Source organism: Acidobacteriota bacterium (genome assembly GCA_009838525.1).
Taxonomy (GTDB): domain Bacteria; phylum Acidobacteriota; class Vicinamibacteria; order Vicinamibacterales; family UBA8438; genus VXRJ01.
This window is the reverse complement of the sequence record VXRJ01000010.1, coordinates 229,452-248,624: the sequence shown is the minus strand read 5'-3', so window position 1 is coordinate 248,624 and position 19,173 is coordinate 229,452. Positions and strand designations below refer to the sequence as shown.

Sequence of the window (19,173 nt, the reverse complement as noted above, 5' to 3'; positions counted from 1 at the left end):
ATCTTACGGAACAACGGTGATCTCCCCCACGGCCCAAGGATGAATTTCACAGTGGTAGAGGAACGTGCCCGGCGTGTCGAAGGTGAGGTAGGCCGACATCCCCGGCGTGAGCGTGCCGGTGGTCCAGCTTCCGTCGCGCGCCGACACCGTGTGCGTCATCTCGCCGTTGTTGGTGAACTGGATCAGGTCGCCGGCCGTGACGCGGGCCCGGACCGGGTTGAAGTTGTGTTCGTCGAATGCGTAGCGGCGGCCGCCGACCGATCCCCGTGGATTCTCGAGCAGCGTGGCGGTCTCGATGGTATCCGTCTCGCGCGGGGCGGGGCCGCTCGGCTGATCGTCCACCGGCGGATCCGGCGACGGCTCGCCGCGCGCCGGCACCGTGCCGTCGAGCGTGAACGCCCAGATCTCGGGTCCCATCGGGACGACAATGTACTGCGTCCCATCCAGCTCGTAGGTCGATGCGGGGCCGGGCCGTAACCGCGAGCCTTCCTCGCTGGTCCGGAACGCCCAGCGGCGCGCGCCGTTCCGCATGTCGTACGCCTCCACCTGCCCGCCGGGGGAGCCCCGGAACAGGAGGCCGCCGGCCGTGACGAGGGGACCGCTCGTGCCGAGAAACGCGCTCGGCATCTCCTTCTTCCAGACGACGCTGCCGGTGCGGGTGTCGACGGCGGCGAGGATCCCGACCGCGTCCGGCAGGGTCAGGTGGAATCTGGCCGTGTTCCAGACGAACGGATCTTCGAAGCGACGCGCGCGGCCGACGTGCGCCCGTCCCTGCGCGTAGATGTGGCCGGTCTGCGGCGAGAACGCCAGCGGCGTGACCCGCACCAGCGGAATCGGCACGCCCGGCGCGACGACGGTCTGCTCGTCGACCGACGGCGGCGTGTAGCTGCTGCAGTTGAGTTGGAAGGGCGGCGGCACGCGATCGCGCCAATAGGAGCACTCCGGGAGGATGCTCTCGGTCCGGACGGGAAACGGCTGCGTGGGTACGGTCCGCTGGTGCGGATCCTGCGGCACCGGACGCTCCTCGATCGGCAGCAGCGGCTCGCCGGTTTCGCGGTCGAGGAAGAACAGGTAGCCGTCGGCCCGCATCGCCGCAACCCCCTTGACCGGCTCCCCGTCGACCGTCATGTCGTACAGCAGCAGCGGCGTGGCGATGTCGGCGTCCCAGATGTCATGCCGGACCACCTGGTAGTGCCACCGCCGTTCGCCCGTCTCCATGTCGAGTGCGAGGACCGACGCGGTGAACAGGTTGTCGCCTTCGCGGATCTCGCCGCCGAACATCGGCACCGGATTGCCGGTCGAGAAGTAGACCATCCCCAGGTCCGGATCGACGGTGCCGACCAGCCAGACGCCTCCGCCGCCGAACGTCCAACTGTCGTTGTCCTGCGGCCAGGTGTCGTGGCCGAACTCGCCCGGACGCGGGACGACGAAGAAGTTCCACTCCACCTCGCCCGTCTCCGCGTCGAGCGCGAGGATGCGCCCTTGCCCGCCAATGTCGCCGTTCGCGACGCCGACGAAGATCTTGCCGCGCGCGTACATCGGCGCCGTCGTCACGGTCTCGCCCGGCGTCGGCGGGTCGTTGCCGGCCTGCGTCGCCCAGACCTCGTCACCGGACTCCTTCCGCAGCGCGACGACTTCTCCGCTCCGCGTCCCGAAAAAGACCAGGTCACCGCCCAGTGCGACGCCCTGCCACGACGGCACGCGCCCCGCCTCTGGGTCCGGCTCCCAGCGCCAGACCGGCTCGCCCGTCCGCGCGTCGAGCGCGAAGACATTGGCGCCGCCCGTCAGGTAGAGGACGCCATCCTGCGTCACCGCGGTCGCGCGCGACGCCGCGCCGCCGGGCAGTCGCGTCACCCACGCTGCGCCCAGGCGCTCGACCGTGGCGGTCGAGATGTCGTCGAGCGTCGAGTAGCGCGAGCTGGACCAGTTTCCGCCGGTGAAGGGCCAGTCGGCCGAAGGATAGCCACGCCCCGGCTCGGGGGCCTGGCCGGCGAGGCCGGCCGCGACCAGCCCGAGCGTGACCAGCGTTCCGGTGACAGACCAGGCGGCGCGACAACGTCTCCGTGTGACCATGACGCTCTCCTTCTTCGGTCTCCGTCCGCCCCACGATATACCTGAACGGTTACACTTTCCGTCTTTGTGCGTGAAGGGAGTCGTGTCATGAAACATCTGCTGCTTAACCGACGGACGGGGACATCGGCACTTTGAGGAGCAACACGCGGCCGATGCGACCGTTCCCTCGACCCGTCTTCGGCGTAGTCGCGGCCTGCCTCCTGCTCGCGGGAGCGCTCGTTTCGGCACAGTCGCCCGTCGACGACTACACGCCGGTCACCGAACAGATGCTCGTCGACCCGCCGGCGAGCGACTGGCTGATGTGGCGGCGGACCTACAACCACTGGGGGCACAGCCCTCTCGACCAGATCGACGCGACCAACGTCGGCGACCTGAAACTCGCCTGGGCGTGGACCATGGCCGAAGGCCTGCAGGAGACCACGCCCCTCGTGCACGACGGCATCATGTTCCTGGTGCAGGCGTGCGACTACGTCGAGGCGCTCGACGTTCGCGACGGCACCCGCCTGTGGGAGTATCGCCGGCCGCGGGTCGAGCACGCCGCAACGCTCGCCTGCGCGAACCGCAACGGGACGCTCTACGACGACAAGCTGTTCATCGGCACCCACGACGCCCACCTGGTGGCGCTCGACGCGCGCACCGGTGAGGTGGTGTGGGACGAGACGGTGGGCGACTGGGAGGTCGGCCAGCACTATTCCGGCGGCCCGCAGATCATCAAGGGCCGGGTGGTGGCCGGAATGTCGGGTTGCTATTTCATCAATACGCGCTGCTGGATCTCGGCCCACGACGCCGAGACCGGCGAGGAGGTGTGGCGCACGTACACGATTCCCCGCGCCGGCGAGTTCGGCTACGACAGTTGGGGTGACATCCCTGACGAGCTGCGGCGCGGCGGCTCCTCGTGGAATGCGCCGAGCTACGACCCGGAGCTGAACCTGATCTACGCCGGCGTCGGCGTGCCGATTCCGTGGGGCTCGGTGCAGCGCGGCACCGGCGACGGGGACGTCCTCTACACCAACTCGACCCTCGCGATCGACGCCGACACGGGCGAAATCGTGTGGTACTTCCAGCACACGCCGAACGACGAATGGGATCTCGACCATCCCTACGCCCGGCTCGTGGTCGAGACCGAGGTGTCGCCGGACCCCGACGAGGTGGAATGGCTGAACGGCGGGATCAACCCAGGCTCGCGGCGCAAGATCGTGACCGGCATCCCGGGCAAGACCGGCATCGTCTGGGCGCTCGACGCCGCCACCGGGGCGTTTCTCTGGGCCGAGCCGACGAACGCGCAGAACGTGGTCGCCGACGTCGATGCAGAGAGCCGTCGCGTGATCCTCAACGAGGACCTCAAGTTTCCCCAGGTCGGCGAGCCGGTTTTCGTCTGCCCGAGCCTGACCGGCGGCATCAACTGGAATGCGACCGCCTATCACCCGGGCACCAACGCCTTGTACGCACCGACCAACAACGTCTGCATGACCCTGACCCTCAACGAGTTCCGTGACCGCACGGGCTACCACCACGGGTCGGCGCGCGCCACGCGCGAGGTGGCCCCGGACGTCGACGGGCAGGTCGGCATGCTCACCGCGATGGACATGGCAACCGGCGAGACGCGGTGGGTCCATCGCCAGCGGGCCGGCATCGGCGGTTCCGTCCTGACCACGGGTGGTGGGCTGGTGTTCGTCACCGATGACGCGCGGCGCTTCCGGGCCTTCGACGCGGAGACCGGCGACGTCCTCTGGGAGCAGATCCTCAATTCGAGCGCCGGCGGCTTCCCGGTCAGCTACATGCACGACGGCGTGCAGTACATCGCCATCGCGGCCGGGGGCGGGGTCCAGTACCGAATGGTCACCCCGGAGATCCAGCAGCCGCCGCGCGGCAACATCCTCTGGGTGTTCCGGCTTCGCTAGCGGCGTCGGGGGAGTACCCTCGGGTTGACGGGCCGGACGGCAGGGTAATACCGTAATACCCAAATGCCGACCGTCTCCTTCAAGGTCAGTGCCGAGGACGCTCGCCTGATCCGGTCGCGGGCCAGGAAAGAAGGCGTCAGCCTGTCGGAGTACCTGCGGCGCCGGGCGCGTCTGGCCGCGCCCGCGCCCGGCCCGCCAGAGCTCGTGCGGTGCCCGCATACGGGCGCGATGATCTTCGCTGCCCCGGAGGATCAGCCGCCGCTGACGACAGAAACGGTGCGGGAGCTTCTCGCGGACTTCCCGTGAAGTACCTTCTGGACGTCAACGTTCTCGTCGCCTGGGGGTGGTCCGATCATGTCGCCCATGAGCAGACCGCCAAGTGGATCGCCGCTACCGCGAAACACCGGGACTCCAGGTTGTTCACGTCCCCGATCCCGGAACTCGGGTTCGTGCGTGTGTCGGTTCAGCGCACGGCGGGACGCGTCACGGTCCGCGCCGCAGCTGGCGCGCTGGCCGGCATGTTGCACAGTCTCGGCGCGCACCATGCCTTCCTGCCCGATGACCAGTCGGCCGACAGGTTCCCGGAGTGGTGTTTTCAGGCGTCCCGCACGACGGACGCTCACCTTCTGGAGTTGGCCGAGGCGCACGGGGCGAGACTCGCCACGCTCGACGAACGCATTCCCGGAGCGTTCCTCGTCCCCGGCTTGCCCGAGTGACGCACGGCTACGGCAGCGCGTAGGCCACGAGCGAGCCGGGGAAACCAGTCTGAATGCTGCCGACCTGCACGACGATGTACTGCTTCCCTTCGTGCAGGTAAGTCATCATGCCGTACTGCCCGGGGGCGGGGAGCTCGACGCTTCCGAGGATCTCGCCGGTGTACTTGTCGCGGCCATGCAGCATCAGCGGGGCGTCCGGCACGATCTGCCGGGTCCCCTCGCTGAGCGAACGGGTCTGCACCAGGAGGTCGCCGGTCACCAGCTGGATGGAGAAGCCGGCGCCTCCTGCGTTGGGGATGTCGATACCCGCCAGCCGCGGATTCTCGCGGATCACCTGGGCCGTCTCGCCCACCGGCAGCGACCAGGCCTTGTCTCCGGTGTTCATCTCGTACGCGGTGAGCTGGTTGTCCATCGGCTTGTAGAGGCGCAGGCCGTCCAGCGTCGGCAGACCCGTCACCGAGACGAACGGCTCCTGCTCCGGAGTGGGACGCCGGAAGCCGCCCGGCAGCCACGCGGCGACCGTCGTGCCGGTGGTGGGCGTTGAATTCGGCGTGGCCCCGCCCGGGCCGGGCCGCGCGTAGTCCGGGTCGTCCTCGTCGACCCCGCCCGTCGCCCGCATGAACGACGGCGCACCGCAGCTTCGGCGGTGCGAGTTGAACATCATCCCGGTGCTCGGATCGGCGACCGGCGGATGCGGAATGACGTTGCCGCCGCCGAGGCAGCCGACGTTGTTGTAGAAGTCGTCGTTCGTGTGGTTCTCCGGCAAGGCCGGCACGTACAGCCCACCGACACGGTAATGCTCCAGGATCGCCAGCGCTTCCTGCTTGAGCTCCGGCGTGTAGTCGATGACGAACTCCTCGGTCAGGCCGTCGGTCACGATCCGGTCGACCGGCTCCGGCCGGGTCGGGTACGGCTGCATCGGTGAGGTGTAGTTGCCCGGCACCTCGGTCTGGATCACCGCCCGGTCCTCGATCGGCCAAATCGGCTCGCCCGTCTCCCGGTTGAAGGCGAAAACCAGTCCCTGCTTCGTGTTCTGGATCAGGGCCGGAATGGTCTCGCCGTCCACCGTCAGATCCATCAGGATCGGCGCGGTCGGCAGGTCGTAGTTCCACTGATCGCTCCGGTGGATCTGGAAGTGCCACCGCCGTTCACCGGTCCGGACGTCGAGGGCGAGCACGCAGCCGCCGAAGAGGTTGTCGCCCGGCCGGTGCCCCGCATAGCTCTGCACCGTCGACGCGTTGGTCACCAGGTAGACGAGGCCCAGCTCCGGGTCGGCGGCGGCCGGCGCCCAGGTCGACATGTCGCCCGACCACTGCCAAGCATCGTTGTGCCAGGTGTCGTGGCCGAACTCGCCGGGCCGCGGGATCATGTGGAACTTCCAGAGCACCTCGCCGGTCGCGGCATCGACGCCCATCACATCGCCCGGAACGTTCTCGATCCGCGTCTGGCCGTAGCTCGGCTGATGCCCGACGAGCACGACGACGACGCCGTTCACGACGATCGGGGGCGACGAACTGGTCACCATCCCCAGCTCGCGCGGGATGCCGTAGCCCGGGTCGTAGCTGGGGGAGCGGTCCTGCCAGCGCCCCCAGTCCTCGACGAGAGGCGGGATCAGATCCAGGCCGCCGCTCGCCGGAAAGCCGTCCAGTGGAATCTGCCGTCCCCAGTTCTCGAGCGGGCGACCCGTCTCCGCGTCGAGCGCCCAGAGGAAGAAGGCGGGGCTCGTAACGAAGATCACGCCGCGGCCGTTGACCTCGGCGTAGGCGACGCCCTTGCCGTAGGCCTGCCGGGGTGAGCGGAGATGCCGGACCGTCTCCGGCTCGCGGAACGTCCAGAGCGTCTCGCCGGTCGCGGGATCGATCGCCACGACCTGCCGGCGGGGCGACGCGACCGTGTACACGACGCCGTCGACGTAGATCGGCGTGGCGCGGTTGAAGTAATCGAGGTTCGGGCCGAAGTTGTCCCCCCGCCAGATCCAGGCAACCTCCAGATCCGAGAAGTTGCTGCCGTTGATCTGGTCGAGGGCCGACGAGCGGGTGTGCCCGGCGTCGCCGCCGAGGTAGCGCCATTCGCCGTTCTCGGTGCCGGTCAGGCGTTGCGCCTGCGCGGTGGCCCCAGCCAGCAGGGCTGCGGCGAAAACGACGGCGACTGCCACGACGCGGGTGATGTGCTGCGATCTCAGATATCCAGGCATGATGGGTCCATTCTAGTGGCGCACCGGCTACGGCTCGACGGTGATCTCGCCGATCATCCACGGGTGTTCGGTGCAGTGGTACACGAACGTGCCGGGCTCGTCGAAGGTCACCACTTCCCATGTCGCCGGCAGGAGGGGGCCGGTGGACCAGCTTCCGTCGCGCGCCGCCACCGTGTGCGACATCTCGCCGTTGTTGACGAACCGCACGCTTGCGCCGACCGTCACGAGGGCGCGCACCGGGTTGAACGCGTGTTCGTCGACGGCGTAGCGCCGGCCGCCCACGGACCAGGAGGGATTCTCCAGAAGCGTCGCGGTCTCGATCGCCTCCGTCCGCCGCAGGGCGGGACCGGAAGGCGGGAGGTCGGCCCACGGGTCCGCGGGCACTTCGCCGCGCGCCGCGACGGCGCCCCCGAGGCCGAACGCCCACAGCTCGCGGCCCATCGCGATGGCGATGAACTGCTCGCCGTCGAGCTCGTAGGCAGCGGCCGGGCCGGGTCGCACCCGCGCACCGGCGGGCGTGGTCTGGAACGCCCACACGCGTTCGCCGGTCCGCGCGTCGTACGCCTCGACTTGCCCGCCGGGCGAGCCGCGGAACATCAGTCCGCCGGCGGTGGTGAGGGGACCGCTCGTGCCGAGCAGGGGAGTCGGCACCTCCTGCTTCCACACCACCCGGTTGGTCCGCGGGTCGACGGCGGCCATGATGCCGATGGGGTCCGGGAGGCTGATATGGCCGCCGCTCGGACGCGACAGCCAAGGATCCTCGAAGCGGCGGGCGCGCCCGACATGGGCATGGCCCTGGGCATAGATGTAGCCGGTGTCCGGGCTGAACGACATCGGCGTGACGCGCACGCGAGGAATCGGCGCGCCGGGCGCCACGACGGTGTGGTCGTCCGCCGACGGCGGCGTGTACGTGCTGCAATTCAACTCGAACGGCGGTGGCACACGGTCTCGCCAGAACGAGCAGTCGGGCAGGATGCTCTCCGCTCCCACCGGAAACGGCTGGGTCGGCGCCGTGTGCAGGAACGCATCCTGGGGCACCGCCCGCTCCTCGATGGGGACGAGCGGTTCGCCGGTCTCCCGATCGAACAGGAAGAGGTAGCCGTCCGCCCGCATCGCGGCCAGCGCCTTGCGCGGCTCGCCGTCCACCTGCGCTTCGTAGAGCAGCAGCGGCGTGGCGATGTCCGCGTCCCAGATGTCGTGCCGGACCACCTGGTAGTGCCAGCGCCGCTCACCCGTCTCCATGTCGAGGGCGAGCACCGACGCGGTGAACAGGTTGTCCCCGGCCCGGATCTCGCCCCCGAACATCGGGACCGGGTTCCCGGTCGAGAAATAGACCAGTCCCAGGTCGGGATCGACGGTCCCGACCAGCCAGACGCCGCCGCCGCCGAGCCGCCAGTTCTCGTTGTCCTGTGGCCACGTGTCATGGCCGAACTCTCCCGGCCGTGGCACGACGAAGAACGTCCACTGCGTCTCGCCGGTCGCCGCATCCAGCGCGATCACGCGCCCCTGCCCGCCGCTGTCGCCGTTGGCCAGTCCGACGAAAACCTGCCCGCGGGCGTACATCGGGGCCGAGGTTACGCCCTCGCCCTCCCGCCGCGGCTGGCTGCCCACCGACGTGATCCACGCCACCTCGCCGGTGTCCTGACGCAGGGCCATCACCTGCGCGCTGCGCAGACCGGTGAAGACCAGGCCCTCTCCCAGCCCCACGCCCTGCCAGGACGGAACCATCAGCGGCTCGTCTTCCGGCGGTTGCCAGCGCCAGACGACCTCGCCGGTCCGGGCGTCGATGGCGAACACGTTGGCGCCCGCCGTCAGGTAGAGGACGCCGTCCTGCATCACCGGTGTCGCGCGCGATGCCGCGCCGTCCGGGAGGGCCGTGACCCAGGCGCCGCCCAACCGTTCAACGTTGTCCAGGTTGATGTCGTCGAGGGACGTGTGGCGCGAGCTCGACCAGTTGCCGCCGACCAGGGGCCACGCGCCGTCCGGATAGCCGCGGCCAGCCTCCGGAGCCTGTCCCGCCGGTCCGGCCGGCGTGACCGCGATGGCGGCTGTCAGCGCAACCCCAAGTCTCCACTGAAGTCCGCGCATGATGTCCTCCTGGCGTCCGCACCGAACTCGGCGGCGCGCGTGGATGCGAATCGTCCGCTAACTGCTAGAGTGGACCCTGCCTGGGCGAGCGAGCAGTCGAGCTCGAGGCCTCCGTGCACGCTACTGGTGCGGAAGGATAACAGGGAACGACAGGGGCGAACCCGCCGTGTTGCGCCGCGCGTTGCGATCCCTGGTCCGCCGCCGCACGTTCACGGTGACGGTCGTGCTGACGCTGGCGCTGGCGTTCAGCGTTCCCGCCATCGTGCTGTCGACGGTCAGCCGGCATTTCTGGCGGCCGCCGGACCTCGTCGATTCGGATCGGCTCTTCACCGTGCAGATCCAGGTCGACGACGGTAGCTTCTCGCCACTAAGTCACGCCGAGTACCTGCAGTTGCGCGGCGTGGAGCCGGCCGCGTTTTCCCTGGCGACTTTCGGTCAGTTCGATTTCACGCTCGTCGCCGGCGGCACCCCGACTCGCGTGAACGTTGCGCTCGTGTCGGCGAACTTCTTCAGCGTGCTGGGGGGGCGCCCGGCGCAGGGCAGGCTGCTGGCGCCCACGGATGACGGCCCAGGCGGTGGTGCGGCAGTGGCCGTCGTGTCGCGGCGCGTCTGGACGACGCAGTTCGGCCGGGATCCGGATATCGTCGGGCGCGCCGTGCGCCTGGGACCGCAGGCGTTCACCGTGGTCGGCGTCGCTGCCAACCCGCTGTCCGGGCCCGCCCACGAACCGGATTTCTGGGTTCCGCTGCCGGCGTTGCAACAGTTGCTGCCGAGCAGCGCCGAGCTTCTGCTCAGCCCGCCGGCGCGCTGGCTGTCCACGGTTGGGAGGCTGGGAACATCTACCTCACAGCGCGATGTCGCGATTCTGGCGGCCCTGGCCAGGGATCGGCTACCGGCCGATGTGGCCGCCGCCCGGACCGAGGACTGGCGGTTTGTCGTTCGGCCCGTCAATCATGTCCGGCTCGGTCCCGAGTATCACCGGGCCGCCAGCCGGTTGCTGACCGTCCTGATGCTGCTCACGAGCGTGTTTCTCTTCGGGGCCTGCAGCAACCTAGTCCTGCTCCTGTTGACGCGCGACGCCGAGCAGGCGCATGAGTTGGCCGTGCGGCGCGCCCTGGGGGCGTCGGGTCTGGACCTCATCAGTCCGCTCGCTATCGAGTTGCTGGTGCTGGTCGGCGGCGGCGCGCTGGCTGGCCTGCTGGCTCTGCGGTGGGTGGGGGGCGTCATCTCGGCGCTGCCGCAACTGGCGCCGCTGGGTACGGCAGCGGGAGCGGACGCCGGGGTCGTGCTCTGGCTGTTGACGGTTGCCGCATCGAGCTGGGCCGTGATGTGTCTCGGGTTGCTGCTGATGACGGCGGTTCGACCGCCGGCGCTGATCGGCGCGCACGGACCCCAGGCAACGAGGCGCGGTGGACGCCAGAGAATACTCGTGGCCGCGCAGGTCGCTGTGTCCGCAGTCCTGATTGTGGCGGCGGGACTCCTGCTGCGCAGCGCCCACGGCGTGGCGTCGATCCCGCACGGTTTCGTCGCGCAGGACGTGGTGACGGCGCGGATACACCCGCCGGGGCCTTCGGGCTCGGAAGGGCTCGACGTCTATAGGCGTCTACTGGACGCGATCGAGCGTGGCGGAGTCGTTACCTCGGCTGCGCTCGCGTGGCATACCCCGCTCAGCGTTTTCTTCCTGAGCGTCTCCGTGGAGGTTCCGGGAACCTCGATGGACGTGCCGGGGAACATAGTCTCCGCGGGGTTTTTCCGGACGCTGGGGGTGCCCGTTCTCGAGGGTCGGGAGTTCAACGATGCTGACCAACCCGACGCTCCGCCCGTCGCCATGGTGAACCGCACCCTGGCGTCGCGGCTGTGGCCGGGTAGCTCGGCGGTCGGACGGACCCTGGCCTTCCCGCGTAGCGGTGGGGACCGGACCGTGGTCGGTGTGGTCGACGACATGCGTTATCGCACGTTGGCGGAATCGACGCAGCCCCTTGCGTACCTGCCGTTGGAACAGCGGTTCATGTCGCCGGTCTTCATTCATGTCCGGTCGCCGGCCGATGCGGATTCCGTGGTGCGGCATCTGCGGCAGGCCGTTGCCTCCGTCGATCCCGGCGTGCCCGTGAGCGACACCGGCACCCTCCGCGATCGGGTGGACGAGGCGCTGAGCCGCTGGCGGACACCGGCACTGCTCGCCGGCGTCCTGGCGCTGATCACGCTCGTGCTGGTGATGGGCGGACTCTACGGCGTCCTGATGCTGGCGGTGAGGCAGCGAACGCGCGAGTTGGCGATCCGGAGAGCGCTCGGGGCTCGCGAGGAGTCCGTGCGGTGGTTGGTGCTGTCCCAGGGATTGCGGGTGGTGGCGGCGGGGACGCTGGTCGGCCTGGGTGCCGGCGTTCCGCTGATGGGGTTGCTCGGGAGCCAGCTGTACGGCATCGCGCCGCACGACTTCATGACGGTGGGCGCCAGCATGATCGGGCTGTTCGTGGCGGGTGGTCTCGCCTGCGACCTGCCCGCGCGCCGCGCGGCCCGCCTCGACACCGCCGCGGCATTGCGAACGGAATGAGCCGGCCCAGGCTGGTATTGTAGGTACCTCTCGAAGGGAGAAGCCGATGCGCAAGACCTGCTTCGCGGCGTTCGTCGGTCTGGCGGTTCTGTTCACGTCCGCTGCCTCGCCGGCCACGGCCCAGCCGCGCGGGGACGGCATGCCGATGCGGACGCCCGACGGGCATCCCGATATTTCCGGCACATTCACGTTCCGGACCCTAACGCCAATGCAGCGACCGGAGCAGTTCGAGGGCCGGGAGACGCTGGACGCGGAGGCTGCGGCGGTCTTCGAGGCATCGGAGCGGACGCGCCAGAACCGCGATCTCTTCGACCCGGAGACGGGCCAGCCGAGCGCGGGCTACCAGCCGCGGGCCGACGGCGGCGTGCTCTCCTATAACGAGTTCTGGTACGAGCGGGGCGTCGAGCTGACCTCGGACAAGCGGACGTCGCTCATTATCGATCCGCCGAACGGGCGGTATCCCCCGCTGACCGAGGCCGCCCGGCAGGCGGACCGGGAGCGGGCCGCCCACCGCCGCGAGCACATGTACGACTCCTACGAGAATCGAAGCCTCGGAGACCGGTGCATCGCGTTCGGCAAGTCGGGGCCGCCCATCCGGTCCGGCGCGTACAACAACAACCTGATGATCTTCCAGACCGCCGACCATGTCGTGATTCTCACCGAGCAGGCGCGGCTGGCTCGGATCATCCCGCTCGACGATACGGAGAAGCCGCGGTTCGAGCAGTTGACGGGCGTTTCGCGCGGCCGTTGGGAGGGAGAGACGCTGGTCATCGAGACCACGCAGTTCGGCGATTGGGGCAATGGCCGGATCAGCCCGAGCGTGCATCTGATCGAACGGCTGACCCGTCTCGATCCCGATACCGTCGCCTATGAGTACACCGTGACCGACCCATCACGGTACACGGCGCCCTATACCGTCATGATGCCGTTCCGGCGCATGGAGGGCGAGATCTTCGAGTATGCGTGCCACGAGGGCAACATCGGCCTGTATGGCATTCTCGCCGGCGCGCGGCAGTTCGAGCGCGACGGACGCGAGCTGCGTCCCTGACCCCGCGCGCCCAGCCGGGCGCGCTGTGGCGTCAAGCGTCCTGGCTGACGCCTGCCGGTCCGCACGTCGAGGCGGCGGGCGTCAGGGATCGACGGTGATCTCGCCGATCGCCCACGGGTATTCCTCGCTGTGATAGAGGAACGTTCCCGGCTCGTCGAACGTGACGTAGACGGACATCCCCGGGGCCAGCGTGCCGGTGCTCCAGCTTCCGTCACGCGCCGTCACCGTTTGCGACAGCTGGCCGTTGTTCAGGAACCGTATCCGCCCTCCGACCGAGACGCGGGCGCGCACCGGATTGAACGCATGCTCGTTCAGCGCGTTGCGGCGGCCGCCGTACGACCAGGACGGGTTCTCGACGAGCGTGCCGGTCTCCACCAGATCCGTCTCGCGCGGCGGGGGGCCGATCCAGCGGACCAGATCGTCGATCTCGCCGGGAACCGCCGGCCCGCGCGCCGGGACGTCGCCGTCGAGGGCGAACGCCCAGAGCGCGCGCTCGAACGGCGCGGCGATGTACTGCCGGCCGTCCACCTCGTATGAGATCGCCGGACCGGGACGCTGCCGCGTCCGCGGCGCGCCCGCCTGGAAGCCCCAGACCCGCTCTCCGGTCCGCGCGTCGTAGGCCTCGATAAACCCGTCCGCCGCCGCCCAGAACATCAGTCCGGTCGCCGTCAGCAGCGGACCGCTCGTCGCCAGGCGAGCGCCGCGGAACTCGTTCTTCCAGACGATGCGGCCGGTCCGGCCGTCGACCGCGGCCAGGATGCCGACCGACTCCGGCAGCGTCAGCCGCAGGTAGCCGCTCGAGCGATTGTCCGAGATCCAGGGATCCTCGAAACGGAACGCACGGCCGACATGGCCGCGGCCCTGCGCGTAGATGTAGCCGGTATCCGGAGAGAAGGCCATCGGCGTGACGCGCACCATCGGGATCGGCACGCTCGGCGCGACGACCGCCTGCTGGTCGATTCCCGGCGGCGTGTAGGGGCTGCAGTTGAGCGTGAACGGCGGCGGCACGCGGTCGCGCCAGAACGAGCACTCCGGCAGGATGCTCTCGACGCCGACCGGGAAGGGCTGCGTCGGCGCGGTCAGGAGCGCGTCGTCCTGCGGCACCGGGCGGTCCTCCAGCTCGACGATCGGCTCGCCGGTCTCGCGGTTGAAGAGGAAGAGGTAGCCGTCGGCGCGAATCGCGGCGAGCGCCGGCACCGGCTGGCCATCGATCTCGGTGTCGTACAGGAGAACCGGCGTCGCGATGTCGGAATCCCAGATGTCGTGGCGCACCACCTGGTAGTGCCACCGCCGCTCACCCGTTTCCATGTCGAGGGCGAGGACCGCCGCCGTGAACAGGTTGTCGCCGGCCCGGAGCTCACCTCCGTACATCGGGACCGGGTTGCCGGTTGAGAAGTAGACCATGCCGAGCTCGGGGTCGACGGTTCCGACGAGCCAGACGCCGCCGCCCCCTACCTGCCAGATGTCGGAATCCTGCGGCCAGGTGTCGTGACCGAACTCGCCGGGCCGCGGCACCACGAAGAAGGTCCAGAGGACTTCGCCCGTGCGCGCGTCGAGGGCGTGGATCCGCCCCTGCCCCCCGCTGTCGCCGTTCGCGAGGCCGACGAACACCTTGCCGCGCGCGTACATCGGCGCCGTCGTGACCGTCTCGCCCTCCGCCTGCGGCTGGCTCCCCACCGGGGTCGCCCAGATCAGCTCACCCGTTTCCTGATCGAGCGCGGCCACTTCCGCGCTCCGCAGGCCGACGAACACCTTGCCGTCGCCCAGCCCGACGCCCTGCCACGACGGCACCCGCTGCAGCGCCGCATCGTCCTGCTGCCAGCGCCAGATCAGCTCGCCCGACCGGGCGTCGAGGGCGAAAACGTTGGCGCCTCCGGGCAGGTACATCACGCCATCCTGGACAACCGGCGTCGCCCGGGTCGACACGCCCCCCGGCAGATCCGCTACCCAGGCGCCGCCCAGCCGGTCAATCGTGCCGGGCGTGATCTGGTCCAGCGTCGTGTAGCGCGAGCTGGACCAGTTGCCACCGGCGAGCGGCCAGTCGGCGGCGGAGTAGCCGCTCCCCGGCTCGGGAGTCTGCCCGAACATGCCGGCCGTCAGCGTGATGAGCGCGGTCGCGACCGCGGCGGTCGCGGCCGGGAATCGGTGGGGCGGTATGCTCATGGTGGTAGCCTCCCTCGGGGCGCGCGGCGCCCGATTTCGACGATGCGATCCGGGAGTGTAGCAGGCCGGCGACACGCGCCGTCCGAGCGCCCCGCAGAGTGGTTGCGTCGATCGGGCGGGGCCGGATAAGATCCGCGCGGGTCGTGTGGATTCGTGCGGCCCGCGGATACGGGATGGCCCCTCAGGTCTTGGATCCGAAGCGATCGGCTTCGTACGATTTCCAGCGGACTGAAGCGGCCGGAACCAGCGTGACAGTGCTTGAAAGGAGTCACGACGTTGGCTGACGTGACGACGACGAAGGAAACCGCCCACGGCGAGGGCGAGGAACACGAGGCTGCCCACGGGCACGACGAGCACGGGCATCACGAGCTCGGCTTCTGGCAGACCTACGTCTTCTCGGTCGACCACAAGGTGATCGGCATCCAGTACGCCGTCACCGGCCTGCTCTTTCTGCTGTTCGGCTTCACCCTGATGATGGTGATGCGGTGGCAGATCGCCTACCCGGGCGAGCCGATTCCGCTGATCGGCGCGTGGCTGGGCGACGAGCGCGCGCCGGGCGGGATCATGCTGCCGGAGTTCTACAACCAGTTGGGGGCCATGCACGGCACCATCATGGTGTTCCTCGGCGTCGTCCCGCTCGCCGTCGGCGGCTTCGGCAACTTCGTCCTACCGCTCCAGATCGGGGCGCCCGACATGGCCTTCCCGAAGCTCAACATGGCGAGCTACTGGTCGTTCTTCCTCGGCGGCGTCGTCATGTTCGCCAGCTTCTTCGTGCCGGGCGGGGCCGCTAACTCCGGCTGGACCTCCTACGCGCCCCTGTCGGTGCTCGCCACGACGGGACAAACGCTGTGGCTGGTCGGGATGATCTTCCTCATCACGTCGTCGCTGCTCGGCTCGGTGAACTTCATCGTCACCACGATCCAGTTGCGCGCGCCGGGGCTGACGTTCATGCGCCTGCCGTACTTCGTCTGGGCGCAGCTCGTGACGGCGGTCCTGCTCCTGCTCGCTTTCCCTCCGCTCGAAGCGGCCGGCGTGCTGCAGTTGATGGACCGCGTGGCCGGCACCAGCTTCTTCATGCCGAGCGGCCTGGTCTACGCCGACGCGCCGGTGGAGGTCGCCGGGGGCGGCAGCGTGCTGCTCTGGCAGCACCTCTTCTGGTTCCTCGCGCACCCGGAGGTGTACGTCCTGATCCTCCCGGCCCTCGGCATCGTCGCCGACATCGTCGCCAACAACACGCGCAAGCCGCTCTGGGGCTACCGCGTGCTGGTCTACTCGGCCGTCTTCCTTGGCTTCATGTCGTTCATCGTCTGGGCGCACCACATGTTCCTGACCGGCATGGGCACGACGATGAGCTCGTTCTTCCAGACGACGACGATGATCATCTCGATCCCGTCCGTCGTCATTCTGTCGTCGTTGTTCATCTCGCTCTACGGCGGGTCGATCCGGTTCACGGTGCCGATGCTGTTCGCGCTCGCCTTCCTGCCGATGTTCGGTATCGGCGGGCTGACCGGGCTGCCCCTCGGCCTGGCGGCGCCGGACATCCACCTGCACGACACCTATTACGTCATCGGCCACTTCCACTACGTCGTGGCGCCCGGCACCCTGTTGGCGCTCTTCGGCGGCATCTACTACTGGTTCCCGAAGGCGACCGGCCGCAAGATGAACGACTTCCTGGGCCGCGTCCACTTCTGGGGATCGTTCGTCTCCATCAACGTCGTCTTCCTGCCGATGTTCATCCAGGGACTCGCCGGCATGAACCGGCGGATGTACGACGGCGGCGAGCAATACATCATGAACGCCGAAGTTCTGATCTGGAACGAAGTGATCAGCGTGGGCGCGTGGGCGCTCGGCCTGGCCCAGCTCCCGTTCATCTACAACTTTTTCAACAGCATCAAGCGCGGAGAGAAGGTAGGCGACAACCCGTGGCAGGCGACCACGCTCGAGTGGGAGGCGCCGTCGCCGCCGCCCCACGGCAACTTCGCCACCCCGCCGAAGGCGTACCGCGGCCCCTACGAGTACAGCGTCCCGGGCGCGGCGCGCGATTTCATCATGCAGGGCGATCCGGATCCGTCCGGCTCGGGAAGCCCCGCGACCGAGCCCGAGCCGGCGGGCGCCTGACGCGAGAGACAACCGGACGAACGAACGACAGGGCATAGCGTCGACACATGGATATTCCGTACATCGTTGATGAACGGCCGGATACCGGGCTGACGAACGTCAAGCTCGGCATCTGGCTCTTTCTCGCGTCGGAGGTAATGCTCTTCGGCGCCCTCTTCTCTTCCTACGTCCTGTTGCGGCTCATGGCGCCGGAAGGCACGTGGCCGTTCGGCGTGGACGTCCTGAACGTCCCCGTCGGCACGTTCAACACGGCGGTGCTGATCGGTTCGAGCGTCACGATGGTCATGGCCTACGCGTCGCTCAAGATGGACGACCTGAGCGGCTTCAAGAAGTACATGGGCGCGACGGTCGGGCTGGCGCTCCTGTTCATGTGCGTCAAGGCCTACGAGTACAACCACGAGTTCGAGATCGGCAACTTCCCCTGGACGAACACCTATCTCGCCATCTACTTCACGATGACCGGCCTGCACGCGCTGCACATCATCGGGGGCGTGATCGTCAACACATACTTCCTGTTCCCCGGCTCGAGGATGTGGGAGACGAACAAGACGCAGTTCGTCAACCGGATCGAGGCGGCCGGGCTCTACTGGCACTTCGTCGACCTGGTATGGATTTTCCTGTTCCCGGTGCTATACCTGTTGTAGGCGGCCGCGGAGGACAACGAGCGAACCCATGAGTGAAGACGTTCAGGCGCACATTCGGACGTATATGAAGGTGGCCATCGCGCTCGCCGTGCTGACCGTGGTCACGGTGCTGGTTTCGTACATCGATTTCTGGGGCGTACCGATCGCGGTCATCGTGGCGCTGATCATCGCGACGACCAAGGGTTCCCTGGTGGTCAGCTTCTTCATGCACCTGATCGGCGAGCGGAAGCTGATCTACTGGTCGTTGCTCCTGACGGTCCTTTTCTTCCTGGTCCTCATCTTCCTGCCGCTTCTCGGCCATGCCGACAAGGTGGGCGAGTACTACACGGTGCCGAACGCCAACGCGCCAGCGCCCGCCGCGCCAGCGCACTGAGGACACGAAACGCAGAGATGACGGAGGCCGCCATGTCGCTCCGATCCATTCACCTCGTTTTCATCGTCGCCTCCATCCTGCTGGCGGCGCTCATGACCTGGTGGAGCGTGGCGATGTTCACGACCGGGCGGGGCGGCAGCGGGTACTTGCTGTTTGCCGGCGGCTCGCTGGCGGCGGTGATTGGAATGGCGGTCTACGCGGTGGTGTTCGTCCGGAAGACGCGCGCGATCGGGATGCGCTGACGCTGGCGGAGGGTTATGCCATGACCAGGTTCTCCACAACAGCAATTGTCGCAGCCGTGATTACGCTTGCTCCCGCAGTGGCGTGGGCGTGTCCGATCTGCTTCGGGGCCGACCCCGACTCGGCGGAAGCGCAGAGTCTCAACTGGGCCGTCTTCACGTTGCTCGGCGTCACCGGGGGTGTGCTGAGCGGCTTCGTCGGTTTCATCTTTCACCTGTTGAAGCGGTCCCGGCAGGCGCTGGGGAACGAGAACGAATTCGACGCCACGGACGAGCGTGGCAATGCGGGAGGGACTTCGTAGATGGACGAGTTGACGGGCGAGCTTCTCGGACTGCCGGCTCAGGCGTCGGCCCACGCCGGCGAGATCGATCAGATGATCATCCTCATCCACTACCTGATGGCGGTGCTGTTCGTCGGGTGGGGAGCGTTCTACATCTATACGCTGATCCGGTTCCGCGCGAGCGCGAACCCGAAGGCGGACTACACGGGGGTCACCAGCCACACCTCCACCTACCTGGAGTGGACCGTGGCGGCCATCGAGGCGGTTCTGCTGGTCGGCTTCGCCATCCCGGCGTGGGCGCACCGCGTCAACGATGTCCCGCCGGACGAGCAAGCGACCGTCGTGAACCTGATTTCGAAACAGTTCGAGTGGATCTCGCATTACCCGGGCGCGGATGGGCGGTTCGGGACGCGTGACCTCAGCCTGATTACGCCTACGAACGTGATCGGTCTCGACCGCAGCGCTCCGAACGGCGCCGACGACATCGTCACCATCAACCAGTTGAACATGCCGGTGGACAAGCCGATCATCGTCTACCTGTCGTCGCACGACGTCATCCACAGTTTCGCCATCGCCGAGATGCGCGTGAAGCAGGATGCGATCCCGGGCATCCAGGTGCCGGTCTGGTGGGTGCCGACCGAGATAGGCGATTACGAGGTGAACTGCTCGCAGCTGTGCGGCCTCGGCCACTACCGCATGCGCGGCTTCGCCAGCGTGATGACGCAGGCGGACTACGACGCCTGGCTTGCGGAAGAAGCGTCGTTCCTGACCGGCAACTGACCGG

The 19,173-nt window shown here is 68.4% G+C and carries 14 protein-coding genes; 10 read left to right on the top strand and 4 right to left on the bottom strand.

Features of this window, described 5'->3' with window-relative positions; all coding sequences use genetic code 11:
- Positions 1-3 precede the first annotated feature (3 nt).
- The gene (locus F4Y45_02550; GenBank protein MXY23388.1) at positions 4-2,169 is read right to left on the bottom strand and encodes a PQQ-binding-like beta-propeller repeat protein; all 2,166 of its coding nucleotides are present in this window, start codon (positions 2,167-2,169) and stop codon (positions 4-6) included.
- A 56-nt stretch (positions 2,170-2,225) separates the two neighbouring features.
- Here F4Y45_02550 and F4Y45_02545 point away from each other — a divergent pair, with 56 nt between their 5' ends.
- Both F4Y45_02545 and F4Y45_02540 read left to right on the top strand, forming a co-directional pair.
- Entirely contained in the window at positions 2,226-3,974 is a 1,749-nt protein-coding gene (locus tag F4Y45_02545) for a PQQ-binding-like beta-propeller repeat protein (GenBank protein MXY23387.1), read from the top strand.
- A 209-nt stretch (positions 3,975-4,183) separates the two neighbouring features.
- A complete protein-coding gene (locus tag F4Y45_02540; protein ID MXY23386.1) occupies positions 4,184-4,690 on the top strand; it encodes a PIN domain-containing protein in 507 nt (168 codons plus the stop codon).
- A gap of 7 nt (positions 4,691-4,697) precedes the next feature.
- Here the strand turns inward: F4Y45_02540 and F4Y45_02535 are convergent, their stop codons facing one another.
- Together F4Y45_02535 and F4Y45_02530 are read right to left on the bottom strand one after the other, a co-directional pair.
- Entirely contained in the window at positions 4,698-6,884 is a 2,187-nt protein-coding gene (locus tag F4Y45_02535; GenBank protein MXY23385.1) for a PQQ-binding-like beta-propeller repeat protein, read from the bottom strand.
- 27 nt (positions 6,885-6,911) lie between these two features.
- Positions 6,912-8,972 carry a PQQ-binding-like beta-propeller repeat protein gene (locus F4Y45_02530; protein MXY23384.1) on the bottom strand — a complete coding sequence of 687 codons (2,061 nt, stop codon included), beginning with the start codon at positions 8,970-8,972 and terminating at the stop codon, positions 6,912-6,914.
- A gap of 166 nt (positions 8,973-9,138) precedes the next feature.
- Between F4Y45_02530 and F4Y45_02525 the strand changes: the two genes are divergently transcribed.
- Both F4Y45_02525 and F4Y45_02520 read left to right on the top strand, forming a co-directional pair.
- Positions 9,139-11,523, top strand: a complete 2,385-nt coding sequence (locus tag F4Y45_02525) for an FtsX-like permease family protein (protein ID MXY23383.1) — start codon at positions 9,139-9,141, stop codon at positions 11,521-11,523.
- 46 nt (positions 11,524-11,569) lie between these two features.
- The gene (locus F4Y45_02520) at positions 11,570-12,571 is read left to right on the top strand and encodes a hypothetical protein (protein ID MXY23382.1); all 1,002 of its coding nucleotides are present in this window, start codon (positions 11,570-11,572) and stop codon (positions 12,569-12,571) included.
- A gap of 81 nt (positions 12,572-12,652) precedes the next feature.
- Here F4Y45_02520 and F4Y45_02515 read toward each other — a convergent pair whose 3' ends face one another.
- Entirely contained in the window at positions 12,653-15,097 is a 2,445-nt protein-coding gene (locus F4Y45_02515) for a PQQ-binding-like beta-propeller repeat protein (protein MXY23381.1), read from the bottom strand.
- Here F4Y45_02515 and F4Y45_02510 point away from each other — a divergent pair.
- From F4Y45_02510 to F4Y45_02485, 6 genes are read left to right on the top strand one after another with little or no spacing between them, the layout of a single operon-like run.
- Positions 15,020-16,852 carry a cytochrome C oxidase subunit I gene (locus F4Y45_02510; protein ID MXY23380.1) on the top strand — a complete coding sequence of 611 codons (1,833 nt, stop codon included), beginning with the start codon at positions 15,020-15,022 and terminating at the stop codon, positions 16,850-16,852. The two genes, F4Y45_02515 and F4Y45_02510, sit on opposite strands and share 78 nt — an antisense overlap.
- Before the next feature lie 47 nt (positions 16,853-16,899).
- Positions 16,900-17,496 carry a heme-copper oxidase subunit III gene (locus F4Y45_02505; GenBank protein ID MXY23379.1) on the top strand — a complete coding sequence of 199 codons (597 nt, stop codon included), beginning with the start codon at positions 16,900-16,902 and terminating at the stop codon, positions 17,494-17,496.
- Between the two features lie 28 nt (positions 17,497-17,524).
- Entirely contained in the window at positions 17,525-17,869 is a 345-nt protein-coding gene (locus F4Y45_02500; protein ID MXY23378.1) for a hypothetical protein, read from the top strand.
- 32 nt (positions 17,870-17,901) lie between these two features.
- Positions 17,902-18,111, top strand: a complete 210-nt coding sequence (locus F4Y45_02495; protein ID MXY23377.1) for a hypothetical protein — start codon at positions 17,902-17,904, stop codon at positions 18,109-18,111.
- A 20-nt stretch (positions 18,112-18,131) separates the two neighbouring features.
- A complete protein-coding gene (locus tag F4Y45_02490; protein ID MXY23376.1) occupies positions 18,132-18,410 on the top strand; it encodes a hypothetical protein in 279 nt (92 codons plus the stop codon).
- A complete protein-coding gene (locus tag F4Y45_02485) occupies positions 18,411-19,169 on the top strand; it encodes a cytochrome c oxidase subunit II (protein MXY23375.1) in 759 nt (252 codons plus the stop codon).
- The last annotated feature ends 4 nt before the right edge of the window (positions 19,170-19,173 follow it).